This window comes from Hymenobacter psoromatis, assembly GCA_001596155.1.
Taxonomy (GTDB): Bacteria; Bacteroidota; Bacteroidia; order Cytophagales; family Hymenobacteraceae; genus Hymenobacter.
On the sequence record CP014771.1, the window covers coordinates 347,601 to 363,093 of the forward strand.

General features: G+C 62.3%; 15 protein-coding genes. 2 read left to right on the top strand and 13 right to left on the bottom strand.

Annotated elements, in window-relative coordinates; genetic code table 11:
- Positions 1-29 precede the first annotated feature (29 nt).
- The 4 genes from A0257_01605 to A0257_01620 form a co-directional block, all read right to left on the bottom strand.
- A complete protein-coding gene (locus A0257_01605) occupies positions 30-1,109 on the bottom strand; it encodes a phenylacetic acid degradation protein (GenBank protein ID AMR25917.1) in 1,080 nt (359 codons plus the stop codon).
- 146 nt (positions 1,110-1,255) lie between these two features.
- Positions 1,256-2,605, bottom strand: a complete 1,350-nt coding sequence (locus A0257_01610; protein ID AMR25918.1) for a phenylacetate--CoA ligase — start codon at positions 2,603-2,605, stop codon at positions 1,256-1,258.
- Positions 2,606-2,732: 127 nt separating this feature from the next.
- Positions 2,733-3,224 (bottom strand): hypothetical protein, encoded by a 492-nt coding sequence (locus A0257_01615; GenBank protein ID AMR25919.1) that lies wholly within the window; start codon positions 3,222-3,224, stop codon positions 2,733-2,735.
- Positions 3,225-3,253: 29 nt separating this feature from the next.
- Positions 3,254-4,519 (bottom strand): damage-inducible protein CinA, encoded by a 1,266-nt coding sequence (locus A0257_01620; protein AMR25920.1) that lies wholly within the window; start codon positions 4,517-4,519, stop codon positions 3,254-3,256.
- 115 nt (positions 4,520-4,634) lie between these two features.
- On the opposite strand from A0257_01620, the gene A0257_01625 reads away from it, so the two are divergent.
- Entirely contained in the window at positions 4,635-5,444 is an 810-nt protein-coding gene (locus A0257_01625) for a hypothetical protein (GenBank protein AMR25921.1), read from the top strand.
- Between the two features lie 163 nt (positions 5,445-5,607).
- A complete protein-coding gene (locus tag A0257_01630; protein AMR25922.1) occupies positions 5,608-7,158 on the top strand; it encodes a hypothetical protein in 1,551 nt (516 codons plus the stop codon).
- A gap of 90 nt (positions 7,159-7,248) precedes the next feature.
- Here A0257_01630 and A0257_01635 read toward each other — a convergent pair whose 3' ends face one another.
- From A0257_01635 to A0257_01675, 9 genes are all read right to left on the bottom strand, one after another.
- Positions 7,249-7,605, bottom strand: coding sequence for a hypothetical protein (locus tag A0257_01635; GenBank protein AMR25923.1), 357 nt, complete (start codon positions 7,603-7,605; stop codon positions 7,249-7,251).
- A complete protein-coding gene (locus A0257_01640; protein ID AMR25924.1) occupies positions 7,556-8,188 on the bottom strand; it encodes a hypothetical protein in 633 nt (210 codons plus the stop codon). The genes A0257_01635 and A0257_01640 overlap by 50 nt, the downstream gene beginning before the upstream one ends.
- 154 nt (positions 8,189-8,342) lie before the next feature.
- The gene (locus A0257_01645) at positions 8,343-8,975 is read right to left on the bottom strand and encodes an ABC transporter ATP-binding protein (protein ID AMR25925.1); all 633 of its coding nucleotides are present in this window, start codon (positions 8,973-8,975) and stop codon (positions 8,343-8,345) included.
- A 200-nt stretch (positions 8,976-9,175) separates the two neighbouring features.
- On the bottom strand, positions 9,176-9,982 hold the full coding sequence (locus A0257_01650; GenBank protein ID AMR25926.1) for an acyl-[acyl-carrier-protein]--UDP-N-acetylglucosamine O-acyltransferase: 807 nt from the start codon (positions 9,980-9,982) through the stop codon (positions 9,176-9,178).
- 93 nt (positions 9,983-10,075) lie between these two features.
- Positions 10,076-11,470 (bottom strand): UDP-3-O-[3-hydroxymyristoyl] N-acetylglucosamine deacetylase, encoded by a 1,395-nt coding sequence (locus A0257_01655; protein AMR25927.1) that lies wholly within the window; start codon positions 11,468-11,470, stop codon positions 10,076-10,078.
- Positions 11,471-11,603: 133 nt separating this feature from the next.
- Positions 11,604-12,644 (bottom strand): UDP-3-O-(3-hydroxymyristoyl)glucosamine N-acyltransferase, encoded by a 1,041-nt coding sequence (locus tag A0257_01660; GenBank protein AMR25928.1) that lies wholly within the window; start codon positions 12,642-12,644, stop codon positions 11,604-11,606.
- A 26-nt stretch (positions 12,645-12,670) separates the two neighbouring features.
- Positions 12,671-13,036: a protein tyrosine phosphatase gene (locus tag A0257_01665; GenBank protein ID AMR25929.1), complete on the bottom strand. Its 366-nt coding sequence runs from the start codon at positions 13,034-13,036 to the stop codon at positions 12,671-12,673.
- 74 nt (positions 13,037-13,110) lie between these two features.
- Entirely contained in the window at positions 13,111-14,004 is an 894-nt protein-coding gene (locus tag A0257_01670) for an arabinan endo-1,5-alpha-L-arabinosidase (protein ID AMR29578.1), read from the bottom strand.
- A 142-nt stretch (positions 14,005-14,146) separates the two neighbouring features.
- Positions 14,147-15,475 (bottom strand): hypothetical protein, encoded by a 1,329-nt coding sequence (locus A0257_01675; GenBank protein ID AMR25930.1) that lies wholly within the window; start codon positions 15,473-15,475, stop codon positions 14,147-14,149.
- Positions 15,476-15,493: the final 18 nt, after the last annotated feature.

Genomic DNA, 15,493 nt, shown 5'->3' on the forward strand with positions numbered 1-15,493 from the left:
TTCGTCGATAAAAAGGCCGATGCGGGTGCCTAGGCATCATAATCAATCGTCACCTCCGGCGTGGTGGGCCGGGCCTGGCAGGTGAGCACGTAGCCCCTGGCTACCTCAGCTTCCGAGAGCGAATAGTTGACATCCATCGCCGCGGTGCCGCTCGTGACGCGGGCCAGGCAGGTGCTGCACATGCCGTTTTTGCACGAGTACGGCGCGTCGAGGCCGGCGGCCAGGGCCGCGTCAAGCACCGTATCGCCGTAATAAGACATGGCCAGGGGGTAGGCGCGGCCGTCGAGGCGCAGCGTCACCTGGCTCCGCTGGTCATCTTCGCCCGCCGGGCGGGGGGTAGGGGCCGCCTTCTGGGCCGCGCCGCTGGCCGAGGCAAACAGCTCAAAATGAATCTTCTCAGGCGCCACGCCGGCTTCGGCCAACGCCTGGCGCACGCCGTGTATCATCTCCTCGGGGCCGCAGATGAACGACTCGTCGAGCCGCCCGGCCGGAATGAGCTGGCGCAGCAGCTGCGCCGTTTTGGCGTGGTCGAGGCGGCCGTAGAACAGGTCGCTGTCGCCCTGCTCGCGGCTCAGCACGTGGTACACGCTCAGTCGATTCATAAATGTATTCTTTAGACCTTCAATCTGTTCCTTGAAAATAATGGAGTTGCGCCCCCGGTTGCCATACACCAGGTACACGTGGCTGCCCGGCTCGGTCAGCAGCACCGTGCGGGCAATGCTGAGGATGGGCGTGATGCCGCTGCCCGCCGCAAACAGCCCGTAGCGCCGCACTTGTTCCGGGTGCAGGCTCGGCGTGAAGCGACCCTGCGGCGGCAGCACGTCGAGCACATCGCCGGAGCGCAGGCCATCGGCCACGGCTAGCGTCGAGAAGCGCCCGCCCGGCACCTGCTTGATGGCCACGCGCCATTCATCATCCAAGGGGCTGCTGCACAGCGAGTAGCTGCGGCGCAATTCCTCGCCTTCGTGCTCGCGGCGCAGCGTCAGGTACTGGCCCGGCTGGTAGCGAAAAGTCTCGCGCAGCTCGGCCGGCACCTCGAAGGACAGCGACACGCAGTCGGGCGTTTCGCGGGTGATGCTCTTTATTTTTAAGGAATGGAAGCGGCTCATTTATAATTTATTGCCTAATAAAGGCTCGTTGTCATGCTGAGCCTGCCGAAGCATCTCGCGTGGGATACTAATTTCAATCGTTCAATTATGCGAGCGAGATGCTTCGGCAAGCTCAGCATGACGTTCTTTTATGGTTAGTAGTTCGGCTACCCCAGCTGCCGCCGGTCCTGCACCCGGCTCAGCTTGCCGCCTTCGCTGCGCGGCAGCTGCCCGCCGCCCAGCAAAAACACCCGCATGCTAAGGCCGATGTTATCCTTGATTTTCTTGGCAAACTGGCCTTGCAGCTCACGCAGGGCGTCGTGCTGCTGCACGTGCGCGGCCGTGAGGGGGGTAGCGGCCAGGCCCAGCGCGCGCAGCAGCGGCTCGGCCACTTCCACATGCACCGCCACCTCGTCGAGCGCGCCGCGCCGGGTAACTACTACCTGGTAGTGCGGGCTGGCGTGCGGCAGCTGGCTGATAATATCCTCAACTTGCGTAGGGAAAAAATTGACCCCGCGAATGATGAGCATATCGTCGGCCCGGCCCCGAATCGGCCCCATTTTCACGTGCGTCCGCTTCACCGAGTGCCCGTAGGTGAGGTGGGTGATGTCGCCCGTCCAGTAGCGCAGAATGGGCAAGGCTTTTTTGGTTAGCGTAGTGAAAATCAGTACGCCCGGCTGGCCTTCGGGCACCGGCTCGCCGGTGTCTTTGTCCACTATCTCGGGGTAAAAATGGTCCTCCCACACGTAGCTGCCGGTGCCGCGCTCGTCCACGTCTTCCTGCGAAATGCCGGGGCCGAGAATCTCGCTCAACCCGTAGATATTGGTGGCCGCCACGCGCAGGCCAGTCTGCACCTGCGCCCGAATGGCCTCGCTCCAGGGCTCAGCGCCCAGCACGGCCAGCTTCAGGTTGATAGCCTTGGGGCCGATGCCGCGCCGCTGTAGCTCTTCGGCCAATACCTGCGCGTAGGAGGGGGTAGCGCACAGAATTTCGGGCCGAAAATCCTGCAATAATTGTAATTGCCGGTCGGTGCTACCCCCCGATACCGGGATGACCGTCAGCCCCAGCCGCTCGGCGCCGTAGTGCAGGCCCAGGCCGCCCGTGAAGAGGCCGTAGCCGTAGGTATTCTGCATTTTCATGCCCGGCCGGCAGCCGGCGGCCACCAGCGAGCGCGCCACCACTTCGGAGAAAATGGCCAGGTCGCCGGCCGTGTAGCCCACCACCGTAGCCTTACCCGTGGTGCCGCTGGAGCAGTGCAGCCGCGCCACCTCCTGCTCAGGCACCGCAAACAAGCCAAAAGGATAGTTATCCCGAAAATCCGCCTTCTTGGTAAAGCCCAGCCGGGTCAAATCTTCCAGCCCCCGAAACGTGGCCGGGTTAATACCCGCCTCGGCAAACCGGCGCTGGTAGAACGGCACCCGCGCCGCCAGGTAGGCCACCTGCTCCTTCAGCCGGGTGTTTTGCAGGGCGCGCAGCTGGGGCAGCGGCAGGCGCTCAATGTCGGGGTTGAAGAGCATGGGTAGGACCGAAGTGGGAGGAAAATCGGCTAACGCTGCAAAACTAACAAACGTTTGTTGTTAATAGGAGCTGCGTCTTAATTAGCTTGGGCGCGTGACCAACCAAGCACGACTGCCAGGTGGCTGCCTACCCCTGCAAATACAAGTTTACCGGCACGCCGAAGTGCGCGGCAAGGCGGTTGGCGGCTTCAGTAGTTTGGTCCAGGGTTTCTACCGACGTGCGCCCAATAATGATGCCCTGCCGGGAGTGCTGCACCGAAAGTATAATGACGATTTCTTCTAATCGGCCAGTTGAGTTTTGCCAGCTTCCCCAACTCATAGCGGCGGGCATTCGACTCTGGAGAACCGAAAACTTTTTTAACGTCACGCCCACAATAGTTGGCAGCTTTTGCCAGCTACCGAAACGCCAGCCAAGCAAGTCATAATAATCTCTGACTTGCGTGAATTCAGCACTGATTTCTTTGCCAGCATACCCCCTGCTAATGAGTATCCACAGGGCTAGGCAAATCAACACGGCCTGCCAGGGAGCCATGCCAAAAGCGACTAAAATAATGGCCAGCGGGATGGTCGCGCTCAGGTATTTTAGCCGTAAACCAGTGCGAGAGAGGGGGAAATCCATGCCGCCAAAAATAGGTTACAAAGCGCCCTCTACACCTTCAGCAGCGCGGCGTCCTGGTGCCCGGCCAGCTGCTGCCACAGCAGAATCAGCACAGCCTGGGTAGTGTAGTCGATATTAATCTGCCGGCCGCGGTCGATGTTTATCTGCCGGCTCACGGTGCCAGCGGGGGTAGCGCAGGCGATGCAGATGGTGCCCACCGGCTTGAGTGGCGTGCCGCCACCGGGGCCGGCAATGCCGCTGGTGGCCAGGGCCACGTCGCAGCCCAGGCGGGCGCAGGCACCCTCGGCCATCTCGCGCACGGTGGGCTCGCTCACGGCCCCGTGCTGACCCAGAGTTTCGGCGTTCACACCTAGCAGGCTCTCCTTGAGGTCGTTATCATACGCCACTATGCTGCCGCGGAAGTAGGCCGAGCTGCCCGGCACGCTGGTAATGCGCTGGGCCACCGCGCCGCCGGTGCAGCTTTCGGCAGTGCCGAGCTGCCAGCCTCGGGCCTTTAATAATTGGCCTACCACTACTTCAAGCGGCGAGTCTTCTTCGGCAAAAATGTACTCGCCGATGCGCTGGCGCAGCTCGGGTAGCAGGGCCAGCATCCGGCCGCGCAGGTCGGGCTGGCCGTCGTCGGTGCCGGTGAGGCGCAGGCGCACGCTGCCCAGGCTGGGCAGGTAGGCCAGCTTGATGTGGGGGGGTAGGGCGCTTTCCCAGTCCTTGATTTTCTCGGCCAGAAACGACTCGCCCAGCCCGGCCGTCATGATGACCACGTGCTTGATGGGGGCCAGCTGAAACTTCGCCCGGAGCTTGGGCAGCACCTCATCGGTCATCAGCTTTTTCATCTCGAAGGGCACGCCGGGCAGGCTGATGAACACCGTGCCGCCGTCCTCCAGCCACATGCCGGGCGCGGTGCCCACGGCGTTGTGCAGCACTTCGGTGCCGGCCGGCACCAGCGCCTGCTGGCGGTTCACGTCGAGCATGGGCCGGCCGAAGCGCTTGAAAATGCCTTCCACGTGGTGCAGCGTGGGCTCGTGCAGCACCAGCTCGCGGCCGAAGTAGCGGGCCAGCACGTGCTTGGTGAGGTCGTCTTTGGTGGGGCCGAGGCCGCCGGTCATCAGGATGACAGTGGCGCGCTGGCGGGCCTGGTCGAGGGCGGCCACGATTTCGTCGGCGCGGTCGCTCACGCTTGTTATCTGGCGCACGCGCAGGCCCAGGCGGCCCAGCTGCTGGCCCATAAAGGCCGAATTGGTGTCCACGACCTGCCCGTAGAGCAGCTCGTCGCCGATGGTCATGATTTCAACGTCCATGAGGGGGGTAGGGAAGTTTGGCAGGGTTTTGTAGAGAACTTTGCGCCGCAGTGCTTGCAGGACAGCTATACGAGCCGTCCGGTTTTTAGCCCCGCTTTTTTTCTTTTACCGCTTTATGAAAAATTTACTCCTGGCCTTGGCCTTGCTCAGTGCCGTGCCCGCCCTGGCTCAAACCAAAAAAAAGACGACTACCAAGAAAACCACCGTCGTTAAGAAGAAGGCCCCGGTGAAGGCCACCACCAAAAAAACCACGGCCACCAAACCCACCGCCGCCGCGCCTACCCCCGCCCCCGCGCCGGTAGCGCCCCTCACCGAGGCCGAGGCCGCCAGCGGCCTGCGCGAAGCCCTCACCACGGGCATCACCAAAGCCGTGGGATTTGCCTCCGAAAAAGATGGCTTCAACCTCAACGACGACATCCGCATTCCGTTTCCGCCCGATGCGCAGCTCGTGGCCACCACGCTGGGCGCGCTGCCCGGCCCCATTGGCAAGCAGGCCGTGGAGCAGGCCACCAACCTCATGAACCGCGCCGCCGAGGCCGCCGCGCCCGCCGCCAAAGACATCTTTCTCAACGCTTTGCAAAACCTCTCGCTCAGCGACGCGCTCTCGCTCGTGACCAGCGGCAGCAAGGACGCCGCGACCCAGCTGCTACGCAAAAACTCGGAAACGGCCCTCAACGCCGCCCTGCGCCCGAGCATCGTGCAGAGCCTCGACCAAGTGGGGGCCAACGCGGCCTACGCCAAGCTCATTGAGCGCTACAACAAGATTCCGCTCGTGACGCCCGCCAACGCCAGCCTCACCGACTACGTGACTAAAGAAACCGTGGACGGCCTCTTCGTGCTGCTGGCCCAGCAGGAAGCCAAAATCCGCCAGAACCCGGCCGCGCAGTCCACGGCCCTGCTCAAGCGCGTGTTTGGCGCGAAATAATTTTTTGCCCCCGCCCCGCCCGCGATTCTGTCGAGACAAACGCGCGGCCTGTCGATTAAAACCCAGCCCCGACCGCCCTGCGGCCGGGGCTTTTCGTTGGAACATTAAACCACTAAACGAAAGGAATGTCTAACGTTTGTAACTTACATAATCTGTTGTCTTCATGAAGATTACATACCTGCTAGCGCTGAGTTTAGGTCTGCTCGCCGGCTGCCATAAGGACGCCGACCTCACGCCGGCTCCCACTACCCAGCTGCACCTGACCTTTGGGGCGGGAGCGCTCACGCTCAACCCCTCGGGCTATGCGCCGCTCACGGCGCGGCTCATGCTCAACTCGCCCCAGAGCGGGCGGCTGCGCCTGGTGGTGCACGGCCGGCACGGCACGGCCTCGGACCTCACCCAGCAGTTCAACGACGAAGGTACGGCGCACGCGGTGGCCATAATGGGCCTGTATGCGAACTATGCCAACAGCGTGACGGTGTCGCTGGTGAATCCCACCGGGCAGGTGCTGGCCGATACGACCCTCACTATCCAGACCGCCGCCCTACCCCCCAACATGCCGACCGGCCTCGTGACGGCCGAGCCAACGGGCACGGCCCTGGGTGGCGACTTTACCTTGGTGAGCAACTTCAGCGCTACCGACCCGCAGATGCCGCTCATCCTGGATAACTACGGTGATATTCGCTGGCTGCTCGACTACCGCACCCTGGCCGAGCTGGGGCAGCTTTCGTACGACTGCGGCATCAGCCGGCTGCAAAATGGTAATTATTGCTTTGGCGATAAAACGACCAGCCAGCTTTTTGAGGTTGATGTGTACGGTAACATCATCAACCGCTGGAACCTGCCGGGCTACACCTTTCACCACGAAATGTATGAGAAGCCCGACGGCAATTTTCTGGTGACGGTGAACAAAAACGGCAGCACCCACCCCGACGGCACGGCCACCAACGAGGACTATGTGGTCGAGATTGACCGCCACGCCAACCGCGTGCTCACCGAGTGGGACCTCAAGCAGAGCCTGAACGAAAACCGCCACGCCCTGGAGCCCGACCCCGTGGACTGGGTGCACGCCAACGCCGTGCTCTATGACCCCTCCGACAATACCATCATCGTATCGGGCCGCTACCAGGCGGTAGTGAAGCTCACCTACGACAACCACGTGAAATGGCTGATGGCCCCGCACCGCGGCTGGGGCCTCAACCACCAGGGCCAGGACCTGAGCCAGCTGCTGTTTACGCCGCTCGACGCCAGCGGCCAGGCCATCGCCGACACGGCCGTGGTCAACGGCTCGGCCAACCATCCCGATTTTGAGTGGAACTGGTACCAGCACTCCATTCAGCTGATGCCCAACGGCGACCTGCTGCTGTTTGACAACGGCACCAACCGCAACTTCATCCACGGGGCCCCCACTCACTACAGCCGCGCCGTGGAATACCGGCTTAACCCCAACGCCCACACGGTGCAGCAAATCTGGACCTACGGCAAGGAGCGCGGCGACGACACGTACTCGGCCATCGTGTCGCGGGTGCAGTACCTGCCAGCCGTCAACCACATGATGTTCTGCCCCGGCTACCTGGTACCCAACACTATCGGCCAGGGCGGCAAAATCATCGAAGTAGATTATGCTACCAAGAAAGTGCTGTTTGAAATGCAGGTGAGCGATGCCAACGGCTTTGCCTTCCACCGCGCCCAGCGCGCGAGCATTTACCCTTGATTAGCGGGTAGTAGCGCAAAAAAGAGAGGGGGTAGGCACCGCGCCAGCGGTGCCTACCCCCTCTCTTTTTATCAGCTTGTCAGCTTGCGCTTAGTAGTCGCTGTCGTAGTCGTCGCCCCGGCCCCGGCCGCGCGGGCTGCTGCCAAAAGAATCGTCGTCGTCGTCGGCATCGAGGTCGTCGTCGTCCTCAAGAGGAGCGAGGCCGCTGCTGCCATCGGGGTCCTCGGCGGCTTCGGCGGTCGTAAATTCTTCCTCCGTCATGGAAGCCAGGTCGAGCGCCTCGTCGTGCGAGGAGCCCGTGTCGCGCCACATCAGGTAGTCGGCGTACTTGGCCGCCAGCTGGTTTTCGCTGGAACCCTTGGTTTTAGCGCCGCCCGTGCGGGCAAACTCGTCGAGGTTATCGTCGTCGGTGAGGTCGTCCTCGTCCAGGTCGTCGTGCTGTCGCATAGCAAAAATGGCAGTAGAAGGGAGTTAATTGATAGTTTAGGGGGTAGGGCGAAGATACGGCGGGCGGCGAAATGGGTTGGCCGAAACGCGTAAAAGAACCTCCCAACCCCCCCGCCAGCGGCACTTTGCGGTAGAGGTCGGCCAGCGTCAGCTCTATCCCAATGGCCGGCAGGGGCACCACCGCCGCCAAGCCCTCAAACGTGTCGAAGGCCCACACCTTGGGCTCGCGCCAGGTGGCCAGGCGCACGATAGGCTGCGTGCTTTCAAGGAGCAGGTAGTGCCGCAGCGTGGGAATATCTTTATAGAGGATGAACTTGCCCACCCGGTCGTATTCCCCCGTGCTTCTTGATATCACCTCCGCTAGCACGATGGGATTCAGCAGCGTATCCAGGTACTTGTCGGAGGCAAATTGCGGCGGCCCGCACACCACTGATAAGTCGGGGTAGGTATAGAGCCCATTTTCCTTCACTTGCAGCCGCATATCGCTCACGCGAACCGTGCAGTCGCGCTCACGCAGGGCAATATTGAGCGCCGTTGCGGCATTCAGATTCACTAAGTTATGCGCATTGCTGGCGCCGGCCATCGCATACACTGCGCCTTGGTAATACTCGCTCTTGAAAGAGGCAGCGCGTTCAGCTGCTAAGTATTCTTCGGGCGAAACCGGAGTAAAGGCAAGGCTGGGAGCGGCAGACATGGGAAGCTGGTAAGTGGTTTACCCAAAAGTAAGCACGAGCCGCTTACCCCTGCTGAAAGTCCGTAATCCGCACCTGGCCCTCGCAAAACGCGTATTCGGCCGGCACATTCGAGGAGACGATAACCAGGCGGCCGGCGTCGCGCACCCGCGCCACGTGCTCCTGGTACCAGGCCGCGCCCTGGGCATCGAGGTTGGTGGTGGGCTCGTCGAGCAGCAGCAGCGGGGCTGCCGCATACAGGGCCATGCCCAGCTTGAGGCGCTGCTTCATACCCGACGAAAACGTGCGCACCGCCTGGTGCCGCGACTTGTGCAGGTACATGATATCGACTAGCCCCGCCACCGACAGGCCCGGCCGCAGCGGCTTGAGGCGGGTGTGAAAAGCCAGCAGCTCCAGCAGCGTAAAGTCTTCGGGCAGCTCCAGGTAGGGCGCGCAGTAGGCCAGCTGCTGCGGCACGGCGGCGGGGGGTAGGGCCCTACCCCCCAGCGAGTACGCCACCTCGCCCTCAGACGGCAGCAGCTGGCCGGCCACAATGCTGAGCAGCGTGCTCTTGCCCGCGCCATTAGGCCCCAGAATGGCCGTGGCCGTGCCCGGCCGAAAATCGTGACTCAGGTGCCGAAAAATCCACTGGCGGCCGTAGCGGCGGCCCAAGCCCTGGGCAGAAAGGGTAAAAGCCATGAGTAAGTAGGTCGCGCAAAAAGAACGTCATTCCGAGCTTGCCGAGGAATCTCGCTTGCGGTCGTTCGGTCCTTGTTCAACGACGCAAGCGAGATTCCTCGGCAAGCTCGGAATGACGTTCTTTTTGCGCAAATCACTTGGCGGCTAGCATAGCTGGCGGCTTTTCTCCAGAACGAAACCAACAGCCAGCAGCTATGAAATTAGTCCAGGCCTTCCTCGGGCAGCATGCCGCGGCTTGGGCCTTTGATGATGCCACGCGCCGCCGCCTGCACAAACTGCACCACCTGGGTGCGCTCAGCCGAAGCGGGCAGCTCGGCTTCGATGCGGGCCAGCGCGTCGAGCAGGGGTAGGCCGCTCAGGTACAGCACGCGGTACATCTCGTGCACTTCGTTCACCTGCTCCTCGCTGAAGCCGCGGCGGCGCAGGCCCACCGAGTTCACGCCGGCGTAGGTCAGCGGCTCGCGGGCGGCCTTCACGAAGGGCGGCACGTCCTTGCGCACCAGCGAGCCCCCCGCGATGAAGGCGTGCGGCCCAATATTGGTAAACTGATGAATGGCCGTGGTGCCGCCAATAATGGCCCAGTCGCCCACCACCACGTGGCCGGCCATCTGGGTCGAGTTCGAAATTACGCAGTGGTCGCCCACCAAGCAGTCGTGAGCAATGTGCACGTAGGCCTGCAACAGGCAGTGGCTGCCCACCACGGTGCGGCCCCGGTCAATGGTGCCGCGGTTCACGGTCACGCACTCGCGCAGCACGGTGTAATCGCCGATGTGGGCCGTCGTCACCTCGCCGGCAAACTTCAAATCCTGCGGAATGCCCGCCACCACCGCGCCCGGAAAAATCTGGCAGTTTGCCCCAATCCGCGCCCCGTCCATGATAGTCACGTTGGGCCCAATCCAGGTATTTTCGCCAATCTCCACGTCCCCGTAAATAGTGGTGAACGGTTCAACAGTAACTCCCGGCGCGAGCCGGGCGGCGGGGTGGATATGAGCGAGGGGAGAAATCATTTCTGAGTTAAGAGTTAAAAGTTAAGAGTTAAAAATTAGCGGATGAGAGCTAAAACTGCCGGCTGGCAACTCTTAACTCTTAATTCTTAACTTTTAACTCCCCTTGCGGACGATGGCGGCGCTCATCTCGGCGTCGCACACCACTTTGCCATTCACGAAGGCCTGGCCTTTCATCTTGGCGATGCCGCGCTTGATGGGGGCCGTGAGCTGGCAGTGAAAAATGACGGTGTCGCCGGGCAGCACCTTTTTGCGAAAGCGCGCATTCTCAATCCCCAAAAAGTATTGCCAGTAGTTTTCTGGGTCGGGTACGGTGTTCATCACCAGAATACCGCCAGTCTGGGCCATTGCCTCAATCTGCAACACGCCCGGCATCACGGGGTTACCAGGGAAGTGGCCCTGGAAAAAGGGCTCGTTCATGGTTACGTTCTTCACGGCCGTCACCATCTGCGAGTCGAGGTGAATCACCTTGTCCAGCAGCAGGAAGGGGTAGCGATGGGGCAGCACCTGCATAATGCGGTTGATGTCCATCACTGGCTCGCGGCTGGGGTCGTAAAACGGCACGGCGCTGGTACGGTCTTCCAGCATCCGCTTCTTGATTTTTTTGGCGAAAGCTACGTTGGCGGCGTGGCCGGGGCGGGCGGCCAGAATCTGGCCCTTGAGCGGGCGGCCCACTAGGGCCAGGTCGCCCACCAGGTCGAGCAGCTTGTGGCGGGCAGGCTCGTTTTTGTGGCGCAGGTCCACGTTGTTGAGAATGCCTTCTTTCTTCACCGACACCTTGGGCTTGCCTAGCATGGCCGCCAGCTCGTCCAGCTCGTCCTCGCCCACCACGCGGTCCACCACCACGATGGCGTTGCTCAGGTCGCCGCCCTTGATGAGGTTCGATTTGTAGAGATGCTCCAGCTCGTGCAAAAAGCAAAAGGTGCGCGACGACGCAATTTCATCGCTAAACTGCTTGATATCAGTAAGCGACGCGTGCTGCGAACCCAGCACCGGCGAGTTGTAGTCCACCATCACCGTGAGGCGGTAGTCGGAGAGGGGTAGGGCCGCGATTTCCACGCCCCGCGCATTGTCCATGTACCGAATGGTATCGGGAATCTCGTAGTAGTTGCGCAGCGCGTTCTGCTCCTCAAAGCCCACCGTGTTCAGGGCCTTGATAAACTCATACGACGAGCCATCCATGATGGGCGGCTCGGGGCCGCTAAGCTGAATGAGCACGTTGTCGAGCTGCAGGCCCACGAGGGCGGCCAGCGTGTGCTCCACGGTGTTGACGCGCGCGCCGTTTTGCTCAATGGTGGTGCCCCGCGAGAGGTCCACCACGTTGTCCACGTCGGCATCGACCAGGGGCTGGCCCGGCAGGTCCACGCGCTGAAATTTGTAGCCGTGGCCCACCGGAGCCGGGCAAAACGTCATCGTGGCTTCCGCCCCCGTGTGCAGCCCGATGCCCCGCACCGTGACGGGGGCCTTGATAGTGTGCTGTTTATCGTTCATTCTTTCAGGTTGCTAGTTTTCGGTTCCTGGTTCCTGGTTCCTGGTTTCCAGTTAGTAGGCTGACGAATATGCATCAGTTTAGTAACCAGAAACCAGGAACCAGAAACCAGGAACCAGAAACCTCCTCGCAAAGCTAAGGCTTATCCGTCGCCGCCGTGCTTTTTTCGAGCGCGGCGAGGCGGCGCTCCAATTCGGGCAGGCGGCGGTACACTGCGGCGGCCCGCAGGTTGTCTTTGAGGTTGAAGGCCGGGTAGCCCTGCAAAACCTGGCCTTCCTCGCGCACCGATTTTTGCACGCCGGTTTTGGCCGCCAGCGTGGTGCGGTTGGCCAGCGAGATGTGCCCCACCAGGCCTACCTGCCCGGCCAGCACGCAATAGTCGCCCACCTTCGAGGAGCCGGAAATGCCACTCTGCGCCGCGATAACCGTGTGCCGGCCCACTTCCACGTTGTGGGCAATCTGCACCAGGTTATCGATTTTGGTGCCCTGCCGAATGAGCGTGCTACCCATCGTGGCGCAGTCCACGGTGGCATTGGCCCCAATGCTCACGTCGTCTTCCAGCACCACATTGCCAATCTGGGCAATGGCCCGGTACGAGCCATCGGGCTGCGGCGCGAAGCCAAAGCCATCGGTGCCCACCACCGCGCCGGCCTTGATGACGCAGCGCTGGCCAATAACGGTGTCGGCGTAAATCTTGGCCCCGGCGTGAATCACCGAATTATCGCCGATGCGCACCCGGTCGCCGATGTAGGCGTGCGGAAAAATCAGCACGTTCTCGCCCAGCACGCAGTTGTCGCCCACGTACGAAAACGCGCCCCGGTAGTGTCCGCCGCCGATGGCCGAGCTTTCGCCCATAAAGCTGGGCTGCTCCACGCCGCGCTTGCCCATGCGCGTGGCCTGGGCATAAAATTCGAGCAGCTTAGTGAAGGCCGAGTAGGGGTCGGCCACCCGCACGAGGGTCGCCGCCACGGCCTGGCGCAGCGGCAGCTCGGGGCTCACGATGACGGCCGTGGCCCTGGTCGAATACAGAAAAGGCTCGTACTTGGCATTCGCCAGGAAGGCCAGCGCGCCGGGGCCGGCTTCCTCAATCTTGGCCAGGCTCGATACGGTGGCCTCAGCATCACCTTCCACGGTGCCGCCCACCACCTGGGCAATCTGCGCAACGGTAAACTTCATAGCGGGCAAAAGTACGGGCGGGCGCGTTACCGTATGTCGGCCACGTCGGCACCGAAGTAGGCGCGCAGCCGCTCGCGCAGCAGGGCCACCAGCGCGGGGTCCTGAAAGGGATAGTCGTCAGGAATGCGCAGGTTGATAATCGGCTTGCCTTGCAGCGCCGGCCCAAACTTGGCCCGCAGGCGGTCGGCGTGCTTTTTTTCCATCACGAAAAGGACGTCGGCCCAGCCCAGGTAGCCGGCCGCCACGCGCACCCTGGCACCCGGCTCGGTGCCGGCCGAGCGTGCCAGCAGGTGCGGGTGGTCGTCAAACAAGCGCTCGGCCGTGAGGCTGCGCCAGCGGTTCTGGCTGCAGATGAAGAGGAGCTGCCGGGGTAGGGGGGTAGGGGCGGGCACGGTAGCTGAATTTTTACCAGAAAAGGCTGCCTTGCTAGTATCGTTAATATGCTGAATAAGATAATTTTAGTTGTTTAGAGGGGTAGGGGCTCGGCGCGCACACCCTTATTGGTCATTTTTACGGGCAGAATATCCCCCTTTTTATCAAAGTGCATTTCATCCAGGCACACCTCGCGGTGGTTGCCCTCTTTGTCGCCGAGCGGGTGGCGATGGTACACGATGTACCAACGGTCGGTGCCCGGCACATTGAGCACCGAGTGGTGGCCCGCGCCGGTACCAACGGCCAAATCCTGCTGCAACACCTTGCCTACCCGCCGAAATGGCCCAAATGGCGAATCACCCACGGCGTAGGCCACCGAGTAGTCGGGGCCAGTCCATTCGCCCTCGCTCCACATGAAATAGTACTTGCCCTGGCGGCGGAACATCACCGGCCCCTCCACGTAGCCCTCGGGCGTGATGGACTTGAATACTGTGCCATCAGCAAAAGGCACGAAGCCCGTGAAGTCGTCCTTGAGCCGCGCGATGTTGCAGTGCCGCCAGCCGCCGTACACGAGGTAGTACTTGCCGTCTTTGTCCTTGAACACGAACTGGTCGATGGGCTGCGCGCCGTTCTCGAACTTGTCCACCAGCGGGTGGCCCAGGTGGTCTTTGAACGGCCCGGCCGGGTTGTCGGCCACGGCTACGCCAATGCCGCCGCGCTGCTGGTTGTTCTGAATGTCATTGGCCCCAAAAAACAGGTAGTATTTCCCGCCCTTAGCCACGATGGCCGGGGCCCACACGGCCCGGCGCGCCCACTTCACGTTGACCGTGTCGAGCACGTGCAGGTGTTTGGTCCAATGCACGAGGTCGGGCGAGGAAAAAGCATCCAGGTACACCTGCTCCTCATACTTGGCCGAGCACGTAGGATAAACCCAGTATTGCGACCCGAAAATGGCGGCCTCCGGGTCGGCATACCAGCCGGGAAAAATGGGGTTGCCGCTGGTAGCCTTAGCCGACGGCGGCGACTGCGTGACGCGGCCGGCTGGCCGGGGGGGGCCTGCTGGGCCGGGGCCAGCCGGGCGGCACCAGCCGCCGTGGCCAGCACTGCCGTGAGGAGCAGGGCGGCCCGCATCAGGTGAAGGTGGGCGTTTCGGGGGCCATTTCGAGGCCGGCCGGCGCGGGCTGGTGGCCACGAACCCCATACCAGGCAATGTAGGCGTAGCACACCATCGGCAGCAGGTAGGCCAGCCGGAACGCGTGCACCCCGCCGCCGCCCAGCTGGCTATCGGCCATGAGCCCGAACAGCGGCGGAATGATGGCCCCCCCCACGATGGCGGCCGATAGCAGCCCCGACGCCTGCTCGGTGTGGCGGCCCAGCCCGGCCACGGCCAGCGTGAAGATGGTCGGGAACATGATGGAGTTCATCAGGCCCACGGCCAGGATGCTGTACATGGCCACCGGCCCGTTGGTGTTAATCGAAATCAGGATGAGCACCACGGCTCCCAGGGCGTTGAGGGCCAGCACCCGGCCGGGCCGCACGCGGCTCAGCACCCCAACGCCGATGAAGCGGCCAACCATCGCCCCAAGCCAGTAGAGCCCGACTTTGTTGCCGGCGGCTACGGACGAAAGGTCCATTACGTCTTTCTGAATCAGATAGTTGAGCATCGCGGAGCCAATGGCCACCTCGGCCCCCACGTAGGTGAAGATGGCCACCAGGCCCAGCAGCAGGTGGCGGTAGTTCCAGGCGTTGGAGGTGTCGCCGGGGGCGGCCGGCGCGTGCTCGATGACCGGCATTTTCAGAAAAAACAGCAGCCCGCTGATGATGACGAGCGCCAGGCCAATGTAGAGGTAGAGCGACTGCACGGGGGCCACGTCGATGGCCGCAGCCTGCACGGCGGTCAGCTTCTTGAGGTCGGGGAGCTTGGACAGGATGAGGGCCGTGCCCAGCGGCGGGGCAATGGCGGTGGCCAACGAGTTGAACGCCTGGGTGAGCGTGAGGCGGGCCGACGCCGACTCGGGCGGACCCAGAATGGACACGTAGGGGTTGCCGGCCACTTGCAGCATAACCACGCCCGAGGCCAGCACGAACAGCGCTCCCAGGAATAGCCCGAACGTGCGGCTCCCAGCGGCGGGGAAAAACAAAAAGCAGCCCAGCGCCGCCACCAGAAAGCCCACCAGCATCCCCTGCTTGTAACCCAGCCGCTTAACTACGTAGCCAGCCGGGATGCCCATTATCAGGTAAGCCCCGAAAAAGCAGGAGTTGACCAGCATAACTTTGGCATAACTCAAGCTGAACAACCCTTTCAGGTAAGGAATCAGGATGTCATTCAGGCAGGTGATGAACCCCATCATGAAAAATAACACCGTGAGCGACGCCAGGGCCGAGGTGTAGCGGGGGGTAGGGGTGAGGCTGGTAGCCGGGGTGGGCCGGGCAGCCGAGGTAATGATGGGGGTAGCCATGCGGGGTGGGAAAAGTTT

What these genes read in the sequence shown, in the direction of transcription:
- A0257_01605 (AMR25917.1), bottom strand. Translation starts at nt 1,109, where the DNA reads ATGAGCCGCTTCCATTCCTTAAAAATAAAGAGCATCACCCGCGAAACG.
- A0257_01610 (AMR25918.1), bottom strand. Translation starts at nt 2,605, where the DNA reads ATGCTCTTCAACCCCGACATTGAGCGCCTGCCGCTGCCCCAGCTGCGC.
- A0257_01615 (AMR25919.1), bottom strand. Translation starts at nt 3,224, where the DNA reads ATGGATTTCCCCCTCTCTCGCACTGGTTTACGGCTAAAATACCTGAGC.
- A0257_01620 (AMR25920.1), bottom strand. Translation starts at nt 4,519, where the DNA reads ATGGACGTTGAAATCATGACCATCGGCGACGAGCTGCTCTACGGGCAG.
- A0257_01625 (AMR25921.1), top strand. Translation starts at nt 4,635, where the DNA reads ATGAAAAATTTACTCCTGGCCTTGGCCTTGCTCAGTGCCGTGCCCGCC.
- A0257_01630 (AMR25922.1), top strand. Translation starts at nt 5,608, where the DNA reads ATGAAGATTACATACCTGCTAGCGCTGAGTTTAGGTCTGCTCGCCGGC.
- A0257_01635 (AMR25923.1), bottom strand. Translation starts at nt 7,605, where the DNA reads ATGCGACAGCACGACGACCTGGACGAGGACGACCTCACCGACGACGAT.
- A0257_01640 (AMR25924.1), bottom strand. Translation starts at nt 8,188, where the DNA reads ATGGCCGGCGCCAGCAATGCGCATAACTTAGTGAATCTGAATGCCGCA.
- A0257_01645 (AMR25925.1), bottom strand. Translation starts at nt 8,975, where the DNA reads ATGGCTTTTACCCTTTCTGCCCAGGGCTTGGGCCGCCGCTACGGCCGC.
- A0257_01650 (AMR25926.1), bottom strand. Translation starts at nt 9,982, where the DNA reads ATGATTTCTCCCCTCGCTCATATCCACCCCGCCGCCCGGCTCGCGCCG.
- A0257_01655 (AMR25927.1), bottom strand. Translation starts at nt 11,470, where the DNA reads ATGAACGATAAACAGCACACTATCAAGGCCCCCGTCACGGTGCGGGGC.
- A0257_01660 (AMR25928.1), bottom strand. Translation starts at nt 12,644, where the DNA reads ATGAAGTTTACCGTTGCGCAGATTGCCCAGGTGGTGGGCGGCACCGTG.
- A0257_01675 (AMR25930.1), bottom strand. Translation starts at nt 15,475, where the DNA reads ATGGCTACCCCCATCATTACCTCGGCTGCCCGGCCCACCCCGGCTACC.